At 57.8% G+C, this 18,101-nt stretch carries 14 protein-coding genes and 1 tRNA gene; 13 read left to right on the forward strand and 2 right to left on the reverse strand.

Annotation, left to right across the window (positions count from 1 at the left end; translation table 11 throughout):
• The first annotated feature begins 297 nt into the window (after positions 1-297).
• Both AC0L7I_RS02700 and thpR read left to right on the forward strand, forming a co-directional pair.
• Positions 298-630, forward strand: a complete 333-nt coding sequence (locus tag AC0L7I_RS02700) for a DUF2853 family protein (RefSeq protein WP_473397998.1) — start codon at positions 298-300, stop codon at positions 628-630.
• An 86-nt stretch (positions 631-716) separates the two neighbouring features.
• The gene (thpR, locus tag AC0L7I_RS02705; protein ID WP_473397999.1) at positions 717-1,253 is read left to right on the forward strand and encodes an RNA 2',3'-cyclic phosphodiesterase; all 537 of its coding nucleotides are present in this window, start codon (positions 717-719) and stop codon (positions 1,251-1,253) included.
• A gap of 9 nt (positions 1,254-1,262) precedes the next feature.
• Here the strand turns inward: thpR and AC0L7I_RS02710 are convergent, their stop codons facing one another.
• Positions 1,263-3,023 (reverse strand): hypothetical protein, encoded by a 1,761-nt coding sequence (locus AC0L7I_RS02710; protein ID WP_473398000.1) that lies wholly within the window; start codon positions 3,021-3,023, stop codon positions 1,263-1,265.
• 89 nt (positions 3,024-3,112) lie between these two features.
• Between AC0L7I_RS02710 and AC0L7I_RS02715 the strand changes: the two genes are divergently transcribed.
• The 10 genes from AC0L7I_RS02715 (at position 3,113) to AC0L7I_RS02760 (ending at position 16,040) form a co-directional block, all read left to right on the forward strand.
• Positions 3,113-4,147, forward strand: coding sequence for a glycosyltransferase (locus tag AC0L7I_RS02715; RefSeq protein ID WP_473399108.1), 1,035 nt, complete (start codon positions 3,113-3,115; stop codon positions 4,145-4,147).
• The gene (locus tag AC0L7I_RS02720) at positions 4,144-4,512 is read left to right on the forward strand and encodes an EamA family transporter (protein WP_473398001.1); all 369 of its coding nucleotides are present in this window, start codon (positions 4,144-4,146) and stop codon (positions 4,510-4,512) included. Before AC0L7I_RS02715 ends, AC0L7I_RS02720 begins: the two co-directional genes overlap by 4 nt.
• A 113-nt stretch (positions 4,513-4,625) precedes the next feature.
• Positions 4,626-4,712 (forward strand) — tRNA-Leu (locus AC0L7I_RS02725).
• Positions 4,713-4,812: 100 nt separating this feature from the next.
• Positions 4,813-6,246, forward strand: a complete 1,434-nt coding sequence (locus tag AC0L7I_RS02730; protein ID WP_473398002.1) for a tyrosine-type recombinase/integrase — start codon at positions 4,813-4,815, stop codon at positions 6,244-6,246.
• Between the two features lie 85 nt (positions 6,247-6,331).
• Positions 6,332-8,353 (forward strand): type I restriction-modification system subunit M, encoded by a 2,022-nt coding sequence (locus AC0L7I_RS02735; RefSeq protein ID WP_473398003.1) that lies wholly within the window; start codon positions 6,332-6,334, stop codon positions 8,351-8,353.
• Positions 8,350-9,678 (forward strand): restriction endonuclease subunit S, encoded by a 1,329-nt coding sequence (locus AC0L7I_RS02740; protein ID WP_473398004.1) that lies wholly within the window; start codon positions 8,350-8,352, stop codon positions 9,676-9,678. The genes AC0L7I_RS02735 and AC0L7I_RS02740 overlap by 4 nt, the downstream gene beginning before the upstream one ends.
• On the forward strand, positions 9,675-10,622 hold the full coding sequence (locus AC0L7I_RS02745) for a GIY-YIG nuclease family protein (protein WP_473398005.1): 948 nt from the start codon (positions 9,675-9,677) through the stop codon (positions 10,620-10,622). The genes AC0L7I_RS02740 and AC0L7I_RS02745 overlap by 4 nt, the downstream gene beginning before the upstream one ends.
• Positions 10,622-13,612: a type I restriction endonuclease subunit R gene (locus tag AC0L7I_RS02750; protein WP_473398006.1), complete on the forward strand. Its 2,991-nt coding sequence runs from the start codon at positions 10,622-10,624 to the stop codon at positions 13,610-13,612. The genes AC0L7I_RS02745 and AC0L7I_RS02750 overlap by 1 nt, the downstream gene beginning before the upstream one ends.
• Positions 13,613-14,253: 641 nt before the next feature.
• Positions 14,254-15,384 (forward strand): hypothetical protein, encoded by a 1,131-nt coding sequence (locus AC0L7I_RS02755; protein WP_473398007.1) that lies wholly within the window; start codon positions 14,254-14,256, stop codon positions 15,382-15,384.
• Positions 15,385-15,701: 317 nt separating this feature from the next.
• The gene (locus tag AC0L7I_RS02760) at positions 15,702-16,040 is read left to right on the forward strand and encodes a hypothetical protein (protein WP_473398008.1); all 339 of its coding nucleotides are present in this window, start codon (positions 15,702-15,704) and stop codon (positions 16,038-16,040) included.
• 541 nt (positions 16,041-16,581) lie between these two features.
• Here the strand turns inward: AC0L7I_RS02760 and AC0L7I_RS02765 are convergent.
• Entirely contained in the window at positions 16,582-17,130 is a 549-nt protein-coding gene (locus AC0L7I_RS02765; protein ID WP_473398009.1) for a recombinase family protein, read from the reverse strand.
• Positions 17,131-17,366: 236 nt separating this feature from the next.
• Between AC0L7I_RS02765 and AC0L7I_RS02770 the strand changes: the two genes are divergently transcribed.
• The gene (locus AC0L7I_RS02770) at positions 17,367-18,047 is read left to right on the forward strand and encodes a hypothetical protein (RefSeq protein ID WP_473398010.1); all 681 of its coding nucleotides are present in this window, start codon (positions 17,367-17,369) and stop codon (positions 18,045-18,047) included.
• Positions 18,048-18,101: the final 54 nt, after the last annotated feature.

An 18,101-nucleotide genomic window follows, 5' to 3' on the forward strand; every position in this document is an offset into this window, starting at 1 on the left:
ACTCGATGGCGTCTGCAAGGAAAACCGGGCGTGGCGCCTTGACGGGACCATGCCCGCCGCAGCCGCGCTGGCACGAATACAGGTGATTGGGCCCAACATAGTTGCAGCATAGAGAAACTATACTGGTCTTTTGCTTCAACATCACCACATCAATCAAGTGAACAATACCCATGCGGGCGCGAATCCAAGACTTTGGACTTTCGCGTTTTGCATTGACTCATATTAACCAAAGGGTAATTTCCCCAATCTGGTGTAGTTCCAACGGTTGGGGCACCAGACAAACTAAGGGGATATACAATGGCAGACGCATCGGCATACGCCGAAAACATCAAGAAATACGCAAATGGCTACAATCAGGCCGCGGCAGAGAAAATCGTGGGTCACCTCGGCATTGCGCTACGTAACCGTGACAGTTCCATGGTTGCTTGCTCGGATTCAGGGGAACTTGACCGGGTGCGCGAGCGCTGGTGCCGGGGCAAGCTCGGACTCGCCCAAAACAAGGACGATCTCGACGCGGCGATCAAGGCTGTCTGCGACAAGTTGCAACCAGAAGGCGGCACGAAATCGCGCGTGACGTTCTATTATTTGCTGGCCGAACATTTCGGCAAGCTCGGCGATCTCGCCGGCTGAACCACTTAAATCGAGAAGAAAATTGGAAACCTGGCCAGGTGGGGCCGGGTTTTCTTTTGCCCGCAATCCTGTTTCAGATTGGCCGCATGTATCGCTTGTTCGCCGCCCTTCCCGTCGATCCGGATATCGCGCCCGGTTTGAAAGCCCTTCAGACAGGCCTTGCCGGTGCGAGCTGGCGCCCCGAGCGCAATTTCCACATCACGCTCCGCTTCTTCGGCGATCTCAGCCATATGCAGGCCCGCGACCTTGACGACCTGCTGGGAGACATCCGGGCGCCCTGGCTAGAGATCCGGCTCGAGGGGGTCGGCTGGTTCGGCCGTCGCGAACCGAGCGCCGTCTGGGCCAGGGTGCGCGAGACGGATGAACTGCGGGCGCTGGCCGGCCAGTGCGAGCGTGCCGCCCGGCGTCTCGGCCTGCCGGCAGACCGGCGCAATTTCACGCCCCATGTCACCCTCGCCTACCTGCATGGCACAACGCCGCAAGAAGTCACCGCCTGGGCCGAGCCGCGCCACGCCTATTGCAGCGATGCCTTCTGGGTGGACAGCTTCCATCTCTATTCCAGTCATATGGGCGATGGCCCGAGCCGGTACGTCGCCGAGGCTGACTATGTATTGGGCGGCTGATCCGGAGCCTCAGCGGGTCACGGCATAGAGCGTTTCGCCGCCCTCATTGCCTGCCACGCGCGTCAGGAAATCCATCCTGTCGCCTGCCGCGAGCCGCGCGGCCAGCCCGTCCGGATGCGCCTTGGCCAGCATCTGCATTTCACCATGCGCCGGGCACGCGATCACATAGGTGACCCCATTGGAGCGCATCAGGCCTGCCGCTTCGTCCGGGGGCGCGATAAACATGTGAAGCGCCATTTCGATCCCGGCGGCATTGCGGTGATAATGGCCATGAAGAGCCCGCTGGCGCGTGTAACGCAGGATATCGGGCGCTGCATCTGCAACCGCCAGCACAAGCCCCTCCGGTTGCGCATCGAGCGCAGACAGGATCTCCGGGCTGGCGCAAGAGGCCGCCGCGACGGGGGCGCTGCCATCCGGCGCCGGTTTCAGGAACATGCCGGGCGCGCCCCAGACCAGCGGCACCGACACGGCGAGGGCCAGGATATAACCCACACCGCGTTCGCGCCCGTCCGGCTTGCGGGCAAACAGCCCTCCCACCCAGGCACCAAGCGGCAGGATCGCGAATATGTGCCCGAAGGCATAGAAGCGCACCTGCTGCAATGTCAGCACGAGATCGAGCGCCAGCAGGAACAGGAACAATATGTGGGCGCGCCGGTGGATCCCCAGTTCGATCTGGAAGATGGAAACGATCACGGCGACGAGGGAAATCCCGACCATGAACGGGATTTCCTGCCAGGCGTTCGGCCGCGCCGCAAACAGCGGCCGGGCCTCATCGACCTTCTCCAGCCAGAGCGTGCGGACAATCGACGGCAGCCCGTCCAGCGGGCTGGCAAGGCATTGCGACGCCTGCAGCGTCAGGAGCAGTCCGCAGCCAATCCCGATCACGCCTAATCCGGCCAGGCGCCACGGGCGGGACGTGCCGGACAAGCTCGCCGCTGCCAGCGCGAGGCCCATCCCGCCCACCAGGGCGGCGCACACCGTCACAAGTGATAATGCATCACAATAGACGGCGGCATAGTTCGACGGCGCAACCGAAGCGGCAAAGAATACGGCCGTCATGGCAGCGAAACTCAGTCCGAACGCCATTGCGCCGCGCTGCGCCGCGCGTCCGGTAAAGGCCCAGTCTAGCGCGTGGAAGGCACAGATCACCGCCACGAACGGGTAGACTTCCGCCCCCACCGCAACCGAGGACGCCAGCGCCGTGCCGGCAATCGCCAGGCTGGCCGGCCGGCGTTGCGGATCGATCGAAAAGGCCAACGCCAGCCCCAGGAACCCGAGCTGCAAATTGTGGTGGTCGATACTGCCGCTGAGGAAGTTCTGGTGCCGGAACAGGATCGTCGCCGCGATGATGCAGGTGAAAACAAGTGTTTCCCGCCCGCCAAGGAAACGCGCGCCCGCGCCCAGCGCCCCGACCAGCAGCAACACGCTGATCGGCGGCCAGACGACCGTCGCCCAATGCAAGGCTGCGTCCGACGGCATGAAAACATCCAGCAGCGACGCCATCGCCAGAATCGGCAAGTCCACCAGCCGCGACCAATGCATGGCCGTTCCGCCCTCCGGGCCAAGCCGCGCCTGGCTGACATCGAACCAGTCCTGGCCGCCGAGATAATCCTGTATCTCGACCAGTCGCATCGCATTGTCGGCGCTTATGCTTGTGGCGGAAAACAATCCCGATACGGCGCTCACACAAAGAAGCGTGGCCGCCATCATGAGGCCAAAACCGAGGGTTATTGCCCGATCGGCCATTCGGGTATCGGCTGGTTTATCCATCGCTCTTCCCCTGCCCCGTCACATGCCTGAAAGGCGACCTTAACCTTCGCCGGTATAGAAATGCCTAAATTGAGGCAATGGGTGGACGCGTGACCGGCAATTCTTTCAGCGACCTGAATATCGCAGTACTTCTGCCTTGCTACAACGAGGGCAAGTCGATTGCTGCGGTTGTGCTTGGCTTCCGCAAGGCGCTCCCGGGCGCCCGCATCTTCGTCTATGACAACAATTCGAAGGACGATACCTCGCAGCAGGCCGCCTTCGCGGGCGCCACGGTCGTGCCGTCAAAGCGCCAGGGCAAGGGCAATGTCGTGCGCCAGATGTTTGCCGACATCGATGCCGACATCTACCTCATGGCCGATGGCGACGGCACCTATGACCCGACCGCCGCGCCGAAAATGATCCAGACCCTTCTGGACGACCGCGCCGACATGGTTGTCGGTACGCGCCGCAATGTCCAGCAGGACGCCGGCCGCAATGGCCACGCCTTCGGCAACCGCCTGTTCAACACGGTGTACAAGGCGCTGTTCGGCAATGAATTCACCGACATTTTCTCCGGCTACCGCGCTTTCACGCGCCGGTTTGCCAAGAGCTTCCCGGCCTCCTCACCCGGCTTCGAGATCGAAACGGAAATGTCCGTGCACGCGTCGATGCTGCGCCTGCCGGTATCGGAGGTCGAGTTCAGCTATGGCCGCCGCGTGGAAGGCTCGGAAAGCAAGCTGTCGACCTTCCGCGACGGTTTCCGCATCCTGCGCATGATGGGCATGCTGATGAAGGAAACACGTCCCTTCCTGTTCTTCGGCTATGTCGCAACCTTCCTCCTGGCCGCATCCGTCTTCCTGATGGCGCCGGTGATCCGCGACTATCTCTCCACTGGCCTTGTCGACCGCATCCCGACATGGATGCTCGCCATGACGCTCCTGCTCGGCGCCATGATGACCTTCATTGCCGGCGTCGTCCTCGACTCGGTTGCCCGCGGCCGCGCCGAACAGAAGCGCATCCACTATCTCTCGATCGCCCCCTCGCGCGGAGAGCATTACCGCGCCGGCACGACGCCGCTTGTCGACCGCCGTCATGACCAGCCAGCGTCCGGCTCGCCTGCCCAGCGGGCTGCCGAAGGCCAATGAGCGCGATGAAAGCCCTGACTCTGCCGGTATACGGCCTGCTCGTGCTGACGCCGATGACCATCGCGTTCGGTCAGGTCCTGTTCAAGCAGGCCGGTACACAGCTCGCGGACCGGCCCGAGGCGCCCTTCTATACCGTCTTCTTCAGCCCGGTCTTCCTCGTCGCGGTCGCGCTTTACGGCATCGCCACGCTCGCCTGGGTCTATGTCCTGAAAATGGTGCCGCTTTCGATGGCCTATTCCTTCATGGCCCTCACCTTCGTGCTGGTGCCGCTGATGGCCGCCTTTTTCCTGAAGGAGCCGTTGACGGTGAAATACGCCATCGGCGCCTGCCTGATCATCGCTGGCCTCTTCGTCGTCCAGTCCTGATCCGGCCGCAGGCGCAACGGAAAGCGGTTTTTTACCTCGACACGGCTGGCCGCGCTGCATTCCCCGTTGACGCCCGGCGCATCAGCACGTATCTGACCGCCTTCCTACCCCGTGCCCAGATGGCGGAATTGGTAGACGCGCTACGTTCAGGTCGTAGTTCTCGCAAGGGAGTGGAGGTTCGAGTCCTCTTCTGGGCACCAGAAAATTACGCTTAACGCGTTGTCTTTAAAAGATTTTTTGGATTTCAGGGCGGACCTCGGGTACAAAACGAGGTACAAAAACAACCCTATGCGAGTTGTCTTGAAGAACCTGAAATTACTCCCAAACGGAAAGTACCAATACCGCCGAGTTTGGCCGCAGGACGTCCGTCAGGCACTGCCTGAGCTGGGCCGCGAGCTTAAGCGAACGTTCGCAGCATCCGTGGCACGCGATGGCGCAATCGTTCTCTCAGTAGCCCTTGAACGGCAGTTTGATCAAACCGTTCGCAAGATCCGCGAAAACCAAGGCCAACTGCCACCCTGGGAACTCACACAGCGCGTCCAGGCCTGGTACACCGAAAACAAGGGCGACTTTGAAACCGTGCTTAGCGAGAGCGTGGACTATGACCCTTACGGGGACGAGGTCCTCTTTAGGGAAACAGCCGCTGACCTGGAGACGGAGCGCATTCTTGCAGCTGCGGCGAAAAGGTCGGGTATAGATCGAGGCGGAAACCCGGCAGAGCTGTCTGCGGAAGAGGCGCTCAAGCTTGAGATATTGAACAAGGGGAGCCTGACCCCTCCTCCCCTGAATGTGGAACAAGCTTTCGAGCTCTACACCCAGAAAAAGAAGGCCGGTCGAGTTGATCGATCCGCCAAAGCAGCAGCTGAACAGTTTATCGAGTTCAACGGAAACGTGCCGCTCAACACGATCCGAAGTGCGCGCGTAATGGACTGGCTCGACCATCTCGTCGATGAAAGAAGCCATGGCTACGAAACAGTCAAAAAGCGCCTTGGGGCCATGAAAGCGATTGTCAATTTCGCGAAGAAGCGGGGCGCGTTCGACGGCAACAATCCCTTTGTCGGCCACCAGCCGCCAGACCACGCAAAAGCGACACTGGACCGCCTGCCGTTTCATCGCGTTCATCTGGACGCACTCGACGCCTATCTCGCCGCGAGTCGTGTGCAGGAAGAGACCCGGTGGGTCATCGCACTTCTGCAGAATACGGGCTGCAGACCGAGTGAGATCGGCGGCCTCAAGGGTAAAGACTTGTCACTGGATGGCGCGATTCCCTTTGCCCTCGTGCGCTGGAGCGAAGACCGGCGGCTCAAGACGAATGACAGCGAGCGCCGCGTCCCTTTGCTAGGAAATGCCCTTGAGGCTGCGAGATTCGCACAGAAGCGCCATGCGTCTGGCTGGCTATTTCCATCGCTGGCGCCAAGCTCGGGTAAATCGAACGATAATCAAGCCATCTCAGCGCGGATAAACAGCGTCATCAGAGCAGCAGGCGTCGCGCGTTCGCCTCAGCTCGTCTGCTACAGCTTCCGTCACACAATGGCGGCTGCGCTCGACCAGACACCAGATCTCGCACATGCTGTCCGCAAGCGGGCGCTGGGCCGAAAGCGCGCTCAATACGGCGCTAAAGAGCTGCCTCTCGAAGAGACATTTGATGCTTTGTCCCGGGCCATCCCGCTTCTTGGGAAGGTTGATGAAGTTCTGTATGATCCGAAGCTGCTGAAGGTGGGCGCAGAAGGATAGGATCTAAGGCGAGCGACTGGCCATTGCGCCAACGACGTGATGTAGATGGAGCCGCAACAGAATCAATTAGATAGGTGCTTTTTGAATGGCCATACAAGCGTCAGAGCAGATCAAGTCGCTCTCCTCTTTCGTCTGGTCGGTTGCAGAGGTCCTCAGGGGTGACTTCAGACAGTCCGAGTATGGCAACATCGTGCTACCTTTCGTGGTGCTGCGTCGCCTTGACTGCATCCTGGATTCGTCCAAGCAGGCCGTGCTTGATGCGTCTGAGAGCCTGCCCAAGAACATCGACGAACAGACACGCGATCTGATGCTGCTCGATGCGGTCGGCGGGGATGTGAAGGTCTACAACCTTTCCCGCTTCACTCTGGACACGCTCAAGAACCAGGACCCTGCTCAGCTCTACGACAACCTGGTCGAGTACGTGACCAAGTTCTCGGCCAATGTCCGGGACATCTTCATCGAGAAATTCCTCTTCATCGACCAGCTTAAGCGCCTGAGAGATGCCAAGATCCTATGGCCGGTGTTTGAGCGATTCACGCAGATCGACCTCCACAACAACGTCATCTCGAACCTGGAGATGGGCTACCTGTTTGAGGAGCTGATCCGCAAGTTCTCGGAGATCTCCAACGAGACGGCGGGGGAGCACTTCACGCCGCGCGAGGTCATCCGTCTGCTGGTGGACCTCCTGGTTGCAACAGAGGAAGAACGTCTCACCGGCAAGGGTGTGATCCGGCAAGTCTATGACCCTGCAGCGGGCACGGGCGGCATGCTGTCGCTCACTGAAGAAGCCCTCAAGGCGCATAACCCTGACATCCGGGTGGAGCTCTATGGACAGGAGATCAACCCCCAGTCCTTTGCCATCTGCCGGTCAGACATGTTGGTGACCGGGCACGACCCTGACCAGATCGCCTTCGGGAACACGCTGACCGACGACGCACACGGGGCTCGCAAGTTCCACTACATGCTGTCCAACCCGCCCTATGGAGTAGACTGGAAGAAATACCGGGAGCCAATCGAGACTGAAGCCAAAGAGCAAGGGCGCGATGGCCGCTTTGGTGCTGGCACGCCGCGTATCTCTGATGGCCAGCTGCTCTTCCTGCAGCACATGATCTCCAAGATGCGGGACGATGAGGCAGGCTCGCGCATTGGTATCGTCATGAACGGCTCCCCGCTGTTCACTGGGGGCGCAGGTTCAGGCGAGAGCGAGATTCGCCGCTGGATGCTAGAGAATGACTGGGTCGATACGATCATCGCCCTCCCGACTGACCTGTTCTACAACACAGGCATCCAGACCTATGTCTGGCTGCTGACGAATCGAAAGGCACAGGAGCGCCAAGGAAAGGTGCAGCTGATCGATGCCTCTGGCGAGCAGTTCTGGAAATCCATGCGCAAGAGCCTCGGCTCCAAGCGAAGAGAAATCCCCGATGAGGCACGGGAGGAAATCCTCCGGCTCTATGCAGCCTTCGACAAGGCGGACGAAAGCGTCTCGAAGGTGTTCGACACGACTGACTTCGGGTATCGCGAGATCCGCGTCGAGCGCCCGCTGAAGCTTGCCTTTGTGGTGACGGCTGAGGCGCTTGATTCCCTGCGCGAGGCAAAGCCTTTCATGCGGCTCGATGAGGATGACCAGAGGGGCATTCTAGAGGCGCTGGTGGCGCTTCCGAGTGGCAAGCGGTGGATTGATCGCGGCGCATTCGACAAGGCACTCACAGCTGCTCTCAAGGCGTCTGGCGTGAAGATTGGCGCGCCGGTCAGGAAGGTGATCCTGTCTGCGGTGTCTGAGCGCAATGAGGACGCAAAAGTCTGCACCGACAGCAACGGCAACCCTGAAGCCGACACTGATTTGCGCGACCATGAATTGGTGCCGCTGAGCGAGGATTGGCGAGACTATGTGAAACGCGAGGTTCTGCCCTTCGTGCAGGACGCCTGGGTGGATGAGAGCTATACGGATTCGCAGGATGGAGCTGTCGGGCGCGTTGGGTATGAGATCAACTTCAACCGCTACTTCTACAAGTACGTGCCACCCCGCCCGCTCGAAGAGATCGATGCCGAGTTGAAGGCCCTGGAGGCAGAGATCGCAGGTCTGCTGCAGGAGGTGGTTGAGTGATCACACTCCAAGAGCGCGTTCACGCCGCTCCGAAACCGGACAACTGGCAGCTGGACAAGCTACACCAGGTGTTTCGCGTCCGCCGCGGCAACAAGAATAGTGGGATGAAAGAGGATAACCTTCTGTCGCTGAGTTACGGGCGCATCATTCAGAAAGATATCGACACCGCAGATGGTTTGCTGCCCGAGAATTTCGAAGGATATCAGATTGTCGAACCGGGCAATATCGTTCTTCGTCTGACAGACCTACAAAACGACAAACGTAGTCTGCGGCAGGGTCTCGTCACTCAGCGCGGAATCATCACGTCGGCGTATGACGCGGTCGAAGTTCAACGCGACAATGATCCTCGCTTCTGGTTCTACTCATTGCTCGCGCTCGATTTGGCGAAGCACTACTATTCCCTTGGTGGCGGTGTTCGTCAGTCTGTGAAGTTCGCTGACTTTCCAAACGACTGGGTATACCGCCCCGACCTCACCACCCAACGCCAGATTGCCGACTTTCTGGACCGTGAGACCGCAAGAATAGACCTCCTCTTAACCAAGAAGCAGAGATTGATGAGCTTATTGGAGGAGAAGTTGTCCATCGAAGTTAGGAGGATCGTGACCGGAACAAATGAAGGGGAAGACCAAGCGAACAATTGCTCCAACGGCAATTGGATTGGAGAGCATCATCGCGGGTGGAGTCTAACTAAAGCAAAGTATGTATCCAGAATAATCGTACCACAGCGGGCCAAACCCGAGCTGAATGAAACAGAAGGTTTGCCATGGGTAACGGCAGACCTGCTTCAGTCAGATGAAATTTCAAATGATTCAGCGAAATATTTCATAACAACAAAGGCTATCAGCGCCACTGCATCCACAATATTCCCGAAAAATACAGTCTTGGCGAGTTGTGTGGGAACCTTTGGAAAGGCAACGACAGCTAGGGTTGACTGCGTCCCGAACCAACAGATTCAGGGATTTGTATGCTCACAAGATATTCTCCCTGAATACCTTTTGGAAATTGTGAGACTGTGTCGGCAGTACTTCGATGCCGTGTCTACAACAACGACAATACGATATGTAAATCGGCAAGGTTTTGAGAACATGCCGGTGCTACTCCCGCCTCTGGCTGACCAACAAGGTGTCCTGACCAAGTTGAATGGACGAAAACGAAAATATAATGAACTGATGAGAGCGATCTCTGGCTCCATCGACCGCCTTAAAGAATACCGCTCCGCCCTGATCACTGCCGCGGTCACGGGCCAGATCGACGTCTCGACCTGGGGCAAGCAAGGCAAGACCGAGCGCCACCTCGAGAAACTCGAAGCGGAGGCATCACAATGAGCGAGGGGCGCGGGCGTTCCCTAAGACTGTTCTTTGTAGACGGTCGACCTGAAGGCATGCGGACGGCTGAGACGCCTAACTGGCCGGGTCACGTGCTGGTCGCTCCAAGAACGCAGCTTCCTCAAGCTTTAACGCGTCCTGAGGCTACACGCACAGGCGTATATTTGCTCCTTGGCGAGAAAGAGGACGAAGACTGCATTTATGTTGGTGAGGGTGACAACATGTCGTCCCGGATTCGGTCTCATCATGCAGCTAAAGATTGGTGGCAAACAGTTGTTTTCATTTCGAATCAAGCCAACACCTTAAACAAGGCGGAAATCCGATATCTCGAGGCGCGCCTGATCCATGAGGCTCGTGTAAAGACGGACAATGTAACAAGCCCGACGCCGCAAGGTCTGTCAGAAGCCGGTCGCGCGGACATGGAGACATTCCTGGACAACCTGATCGCAATCCTACCGGCTGTCAGGATCGATGCGTTTCTCTCCAAAACACGACCGTCAAAAGTCGATACTGCGGATTCGCCAACACCTTCTGTAAGATTCATCCTAAGAAACCTGACACAAGGCATAACAGCCCACGCCCAACTGATTGATGGAGAGTTCGTTGTCCTGAAAGATTCGGACGCTCGTTTGAAATGGTCGTCGGACTCAAAAGAGCATCACTCCTACAAGAGACGACACGAGGAGCTTCTTGAGTCAGGTGTCCTGATGCCTGTTGGCGACTTGTGTAAGTTCAATGAAAACTATGCATTCCCCAGTGTTTCTGCAGCCGCTGCTGTCATCAATGGACGTCCGACCAGCGGGCCAAGGGAGTGGAAAATCGAAGGAACAAACGAAACCTACGCCGATTGGGAGAAGAAACAGATTGGCGGCGGTGACGGCGCCCAAGACGGAAACGGAGATTGCTCAGACAGCGGCGACGACAATCCAAGAGAGGTATCGTAGTGCAGCTTTCTAAGCGTAATCTTCACACTGAGCGTGTCGTCCAGGAGCATCTGGTCGAACAGCTGATCGACCAGCAAGGTTTCAGAAGACGCCAGCCGACCAACCATGACCGCGCATTGGCCGTGGACCGCGGCCTTGTCGTTGAGTTCCTGTCCAGCTCGCAACCGGAAGAATGGGCCAAGCTGGTCGACCACTATGCGGGGCAAGCCGAAGAAACGCTGTTCGACCAGCTGGCTCGGGCACTCAAGGACCGCGGGGCGCTGGATGTTCTCCGCCGCGGCCTGAAGCTTGTGCCCGGCATCAAGTTCAGCCTTTGCTTCTTCAAGCCCGCCTCAGCGCTCAATCCGGATCTCATCCGCAAGTTCAATTCGAACATCCTGTCGGTCATTGAAGAGGTCGAGTACAGCACCAAGCACGGCGGGCGCATCGATGTGGTGTTGTTCGTCAACGGCCTGCCAGTTGCGACGATGGAGCTAAAGAACAGCCTCACAGGTACGACGCACAAGCACGCAGAGAAGCAGTACAAGACGGACCGCTCGCCAGCAGGAGAACCCCTCCTGACCTTCAAGCGTGGCGCACTGGTCCACTTCGCGGTCGACCAGGACTATATCTCGATGGCGACCCGGCTGATGAACGGTAAGACGCGGTTCCTGCCGTTCAACCGGGGCCGGGATGGCGGCGCGGGGAATCCGGACATCGAAGGTGAGTTCCGGATCGCCTATCTCTATGAGGACCAGCCAGAGGGCAAGGCCGTGCTTGGCCGGGAGATCCTGCTCGACATCATCGGGCGGTTTGTCTTCGTCGAGCGGGAAGAGAAAGAGCGCGACGATGGCACGATCGTAGTTGAGGAGACCCTGATCTTTCCACGCTTCCAGCAGCTGGATGCTGTGCGCAAGCTCATGGCGCACGCAAAGGCACTTGGTCCTGGGCAGAACTACCTGATCCAGCACTCGGCGGGATCTGGCAAGTCCAACACGATAGGCTGGGCCGCCCATCAGGCCGTCAACCTCCACACCGATGCGGATGAGCCGGTGTTCCACACGGCTATCATCGTGACCGATCGCCTTGTGCTCGACCGACAACTCCAGAAGACCGTGACGGACCTTGAGCAGACGCCAGGCGTTGTGAAGACCATTGACGGCACATCTCGTCAGCTGAAGGCGGCCATTCAGGGCGGCGCGAAGATCATCGTGACGACGATCCAGAAGTTTTCCACAGAGCACCTCAAGGTCGTCTCAGGCCAAGCTGATCGACGCTTTGTCGTGATCGTGGATGAGGCCCACGGCTCACAATCGGGGAAGTCAGCACAAGCGCTGTCTCAGGCCCTCACACGGGAAGAAGAGGAACAACTGCCGCCCGATGCACTTGAGGAGGTCATCGCCGCTTACCAGCGCGAGCGAGGCCCACAGAAGAACATCTCCTACTTCGCGTTCACGGCGACCCCGCGCAACGTCACCCTGGAACGCTTCGGGACCAAGGGGGCAGACGGACTGCCCCAACCATTCCACCTCTACTCCATGAGGCAAGCGATTGAGGAAGGCTTCATCCTCGACGTGCTGCAGAACTACATGACCTACAAGGCGTACTACGCGCTGGAGAAGGCCATTGAGGACGAGCCAAAGTTCCAGGGGAGCACGGCGCAGCGCAAGGTGGCGAGGTTTGCAAAGCTGCACCCCACAGCCATCGCGCAAAAGGTCGAGGTTATCGTCGAGCACTTCCGCCGCCATGTGATGCAGGAGCTCGATGGGCAAGGCAAGGCAATGGTGGTGACAGGAAGCCGCGAGGAGGCGTTCCGCTATCACCGCGCCATCGAGCATTACATCAAGGAGAACGGCTATCCCCTGGGGGCGCTGGTGGCCTTCTCAGGTGACCTGGAGATCGACGGGCACAAGTACACTGAAGCCGAGATCAACGGGTTTGCCGAGACGGAACTCACCAAGCGCTTCGACAAGGGTGACTACCATGTCCTGGTCGTGGCCGAGAAATACCAAACCGGTTTCGACCAGCCGAAGCTGTGCGCCATGTATGTCGACAGGAAGCTCTCAGGGCTGCAGGCCGTGCAGACCCTGTCACGCCTCAACCGGACCAAGTCAGGCAAATCGCGGACCTATGTGCTGGACTTCCAGAACTCGATTGAAGACATCCAGAACGCCTTCCGGCCCTACTTTGAGACGACCAGCCTGGAAGCCAATTCCGACCCCAACCAGATCTACATCCTGCAAGATCGCCTCAAGGGCTTTGGTTTCCTGGACCAGGCAGAGATCGACCGGTTTGCTGAGCTGTTCTACGCGCGCAAGCTGACCGCTCAGGACAGGATCGCCATCGAGGCGCTCATTCGCAACGCTGTGGCGCGGTTCGAAGCGGAACAGGAAGAAGCCCAGCAGGAGGAGTTCCGCCAGCTGCTGAAGAGCTACCAGCGCTTCTACACCTTCCTCGCTCAGATCATGGCGCTGGAAGATCCTGACCTGGAGAAGCTCTATGAGTACGCCAGCTGGCTCTCTCGCCTGCTTCCTGGACGCGAGCCACCAGAGGACATCGAGATCACTGACGAGATGCTGCGGCTACAGGCCATCAGGATAGAGCAGAAGGAAAGCGGGAGGGCCTCTCTGTCTCCCGGCGATGAAGCGAAACTGACACCTATCAGCGAGTTCGCAGCGAAGCCTTTCACCGAGGAAGAAGAGAAGTCGCTCTCAGAGATCATCGAGGCGTTCAACTCCAAGCACGGTACCGAGTTCTCTGAGTCCGACTTCCTGCGGTTCGAGGCGGTGAAGGACACGATCCTCGATGCGGACATGATCGCGACCCTGTTGAACAACCCGCCCGATGTTTCGAAGGGCGCCTTCGACCAGGCCTTCTACAAGGGCGCCATACGCGCCTTCCAGCGGGACCGCGAGATGCAGAACGTCATCCTGAGTGACCCTGAGGCCAGGGACCGGGTGTTCGCCCTGATGTTCTCAAGGGCGCTCAGGCAGGTGCGGGAAAACGCTTAAAGAAAACCCCCGCTCAGCAGGACCGAGCGGGGGCTAGTTCACACACACATTGGTGGAGAACACCAACGTTGTTGATAAGTTAGGAGCGGCCTCGGCTATTGTCAAACAGACCTCGAAATCGCGCCCAAACAGGCTATCTGGAGCCGTTTTCGTGCAACTCGTCCTTTTAACGTAAATGCTCGGCGATTCGATCTTCCCAGCGAAGACAGGCCGCGGAGGCCAACCTAAGCCGAGTTGGTCCCATCCTTATCTGGCTTATAAGGTGGGCCTCCCTGCCCCCCCTTAGTATCGCTTAGGAGAGACACTAAGTGATGACGACAATGGAGATAACTCCATCAAGTTAACCCCCCAAACCAAGCCCATTAGGCCTACCCTTAGGTTTACTCAGTGTTGGAGCACCAATGAAGACAGACCAACAATCCCGTCCCTGGGATCCTGCCACCATTGCCAACTCAACCTGCGCTAACGCTCTCGTAGACCAAGCGCTAGAAGCCCAGTTCCAGGCACGATCAAACAGAGGAGCCCTGAGTGGATCCGAGGCGCGTCGGAATCAAGGGGAGCGGGCCATCAAGGAACGGAGAACTGTTGAAGCATTGGTCCTAGATACACTAGCGCACCACCTCTCCGGCGTTCCCGAGCCTTTGGTCATCAAGCTGGACAAGAATTGGCTATCGGCCGGACCTAACGATCTGCTCGCCAGGAACCGAACGGTAAATGACCGACTCTATGATCTTGAAATCGCCAATTGGATCGGTGTGGATCGATCCGCAAAGATCAATAATCGCTATGTAACGTTCATCTGGGCCGGTCCCGAACTCTTGACTGCAGTCGCCCATCTCAATGTCACTGCGGATGACATCGGAGTAGAGATTACATCCCCGGAGATCGAACTTCGCGGTCGAAAGCCACGGGGATTGGACAGCAGGCGCCCTGTCTTAGCCTTTGATCCAACCGAGCAGACCCTGACCATCGAGCGCAAGCTTACGATCATAAACCAGCACCTGCAAAGCGCCAAACTTAAAGCTAATCCCTACGGAAGCATCAGGATCGACGTTAGGCGCCGCCGGGTATCACGTGCGTTCCTGGACGGATCCTTCGAGCGGGGCGGCCGACTCAGCGGTCCAGCATTCTGGTTGAGCCTCCGTAAAGACATCCGCCGGGAAGCCCTTCGGATCGACGGAGAACCTATCGCGGAATTGGATATCCAGGCAGCCATGCCGTCGATTGCATATGCACTTGAGGGCACTCGCCCGGACGGTGACCCCTATACTCTGGACTCCCCCGGAGACATTCCGAGGGATGCGGTCAAATTGGCGTTGATGCAGATGCTCTGGAGTCACGTGAAGAAGGGAACACCCATGGCTGAGGCAGCTCGGTCAATGATTCCCAGAGCCTATCTAGCGGGCCAGGTGTTCGCCTTCATCCGGCAACGCAACCAACCAATCGCAGACAGGCTCGGCGCGCCTGATCCCTGTGGAGCAGAACTCATGTGGCATGAAAGCGAGATCATTATTGATGCGACGCTTAGATGCTTTGCCGCAGGTTTCTCCGCCTTGCCCCTTCATGACGCTCTGCTTGTACCATGTAGTCAGGCAGCAGCTGCCGCGAGTTCTACTGAGCGACGCCTTCGAGGAGCGACTGGGCGTGGCACCGACCATAACGTCGGAATTGTTCGATGGCAGCGCTGTGGGCGAGAGCTTCAGTGCCTAAGGGAAGCAATGTCACCAAACGAGCCCAACGGCCCAACCACATGTTCGCCTATTGTCGGGTGATCGGCTGCGGCCAACCAACTCGTGCCGGGACGACCAAGGGGCTGGACACAAGGTTCTGTCGGAGACATGCCGACCACTACAGTCGCCACGGGAGCCCATACAAACGATCTTACACTGCCAAGGAGCTAACCCCATACCGCAAGACTATCGGGGCGTGGCTCAAGAAGAACTTGGAGGATCGCTGGGTCGCGAATGCACTCGATCGCATCAATGGTCTGTATGCTCGCTCAGGGCCTCATGTAGAGGCGTTTCGTCTGGCGGGGATGTCTCCAACGGATCGCGCGCGAAAGGCCTGGGCGAGACTCAGAGAGGCCTCTGTGGCCCCCGTGAAAGTGCTCGAGGCCTGGCTCGTCGTTGAACTTGCGGTTCGCCTGGACGTTCAGCCCGATGGCACCCTCGAATTCAAGCGCGTACAGGGGGCAAAGCTCCTCCACAGGCTTGCTTCAGGATCCCACAAGCGCTGGGAACGAGAGATACCGAGACGTATCGCAAACCATATTACAACGGAGACGGTGGTGACCGAACTGCACAAGTATCCGCACAGCCGCGGGAAGGTCTTGCGGTATCTTGGACGAGATCTGGAAGAGGCTTGCGGGTTGGTCGTGTCGGAGCACATTGGCGCGTTGGTGGAAATCGCCCGGGTTGAGACAGGCTAAACTCGACGCCCCCATGACGCAGTCACGGGCGCAGTCGCAAGCTCTGTCTCGTCGCTTGTACAATCGATATATCATCTTAACAGTGCAGCCAAACGGAGACAGGATCGATGCTGTTCACCAGATACCAGCACTTCATTGAGGCCCCAATCAGTTACATAGGTGGGTGGTTATTTTTCTATTTTGCTTTCTTCATCGGGGAGCATGAAAACATATACCAATTGCCCAACCTGTGGGCCTCCAACCTGTCGACAGCCGCAGCCTTCATCGTTGTTCGATGGTGGTACGTTAACCGAGGCGAGAAACAGATGGTGCGCGCAAGGATGGTTATCAAAGTGAAGCGCTCTCTACTTTGTTCGACTTCAGAAGCTGTTGATGCATTCTACACGTTCCGTTGCAATGCAGAGTCGTCACGAAAGTGTGGCACCGCCATCCAATACAACCTAATTTCCTATTCGGCGGCGCAGTGCAGCGAGTGCTGGGACGCTCATTTCGAGAAATTCCGGGCTATGTCGTACGATAAACGCCAATCCGAAAATTAGCGTCAACCCATTCGCTTGATGCGCTGCACGCTCGATCGACTCACTCCAGTCTCATCAGCAACCTGAGTCTCTGTCTTACCTTCGCTCAAGAGCCGGTTCACCTCATCAGCCTTCATGCGGGCCGTGGGTTTCCTACCGGCATACTTACCCGCCGCCTTAGCCTTCGCGATGCCTTCTCGTTGGCGCTCCAGCATGATCTCCCGTTCGAACTCCGCGACAGACCCCAGGATACCAAGCATCAGCTTTCCTGTTGCATTGGACGTGTCGAGATCCATGGCGAGGATTCGGAGGGATGCTTGCTTGGCGCGGACCTTGTCGACGATCTCCATGAGGTCTCGTATGGAGCGCGCCAGCCTATCCAGCTTCGTGACGAGGAGCGTGTCGCCGTCGCGCAGGTAATCGAGCGCCTGAGACAGCCCATCTCGACGACCTTTCGCAGAGGTCTGTTCAGTGAACACCTTCTCGGCCCCTGCGGCCTGCAAATCACGGATCTGAGCCTCAAGCCCAGCCTCTTGGTCTACTGTTGATGTCCGTGCGTAACCGATGATCATGCTGAATCTCCAAGCTTCAATAGCTTCATGACCCTATGATGCTTTAAGCTTCAAAAGTCAAATACCACTCTTTTGACGCTCCATTGCAGCGGGGTCTGGAGGCGTCACTAGGGCTTGGTCTATTGAGTCCATCGGGCTTAACACCTTGATTATGCGGCACTTGCCCTGCCGCTAGTAATTGCCAGCGTTGATTCCCATATACCTTGTCCCTCCAACAATCAGAGATGTGATCACGCATGAATGCGCTTCCATTCGGATACCGGCCGCTTGGCTGGAAGAGCGATCTCACGGCACAAAGCTACATTGATCATATGAGCTCGGAGTTCGATAGACTATCCATAAGCCCCTATACCGATCTGCGTAGGTTCGAAGAAGCTTGGCGAAGCCTAGAGATACCAGCAACAGAGCGGCCCTGGATCCACGAATACATCGATCGCTCTATAGTGGAAGCTAACGTGAGTGGAGACGGCAGCCCGTCGCCGGATGATTTCGGATTTGAAATACACTTTGCGCTGAACCGACCTGGCAACTTCTCCATGAAATGGGAGCCGGACGAGATGACTTTCAAACGGTTTGGTATTCGAGGAGACTACAACCTCGCGATAGGTGGTCGACGCCCCCTCAATGAACTCGTTTTCATCAAAGGTGTGGGTTATCTTTGCTTCCCTGATAACCGCAATGCACTGCAGAGCAATTCGACGAAGCCGACGTCAGATGAGTGTCTATCCAGTGACATGATTTGTTGCGTCCGAAGGCAGGTCGAAGAGACCTTTGAGGCGGTCAAACAGACTTGCAAAGTCAAGGTGTTCTCCTCATTCGAATTTGCATTTGAATTTGCATTTGAAGATCGAACACCCTCTCGTTCGGAGATTGAAGTCGAGAACCTGGTAGTGGGTTGGGATATCGCTCAGCTTTGATCATCGTAGGGGGGGCATGGGGGGGAACCTGCCGATGGGGCACTACTTCATGAG

Source organism: Hyphomonas sp. J20-32 (genome assembly GCF_055808555.1).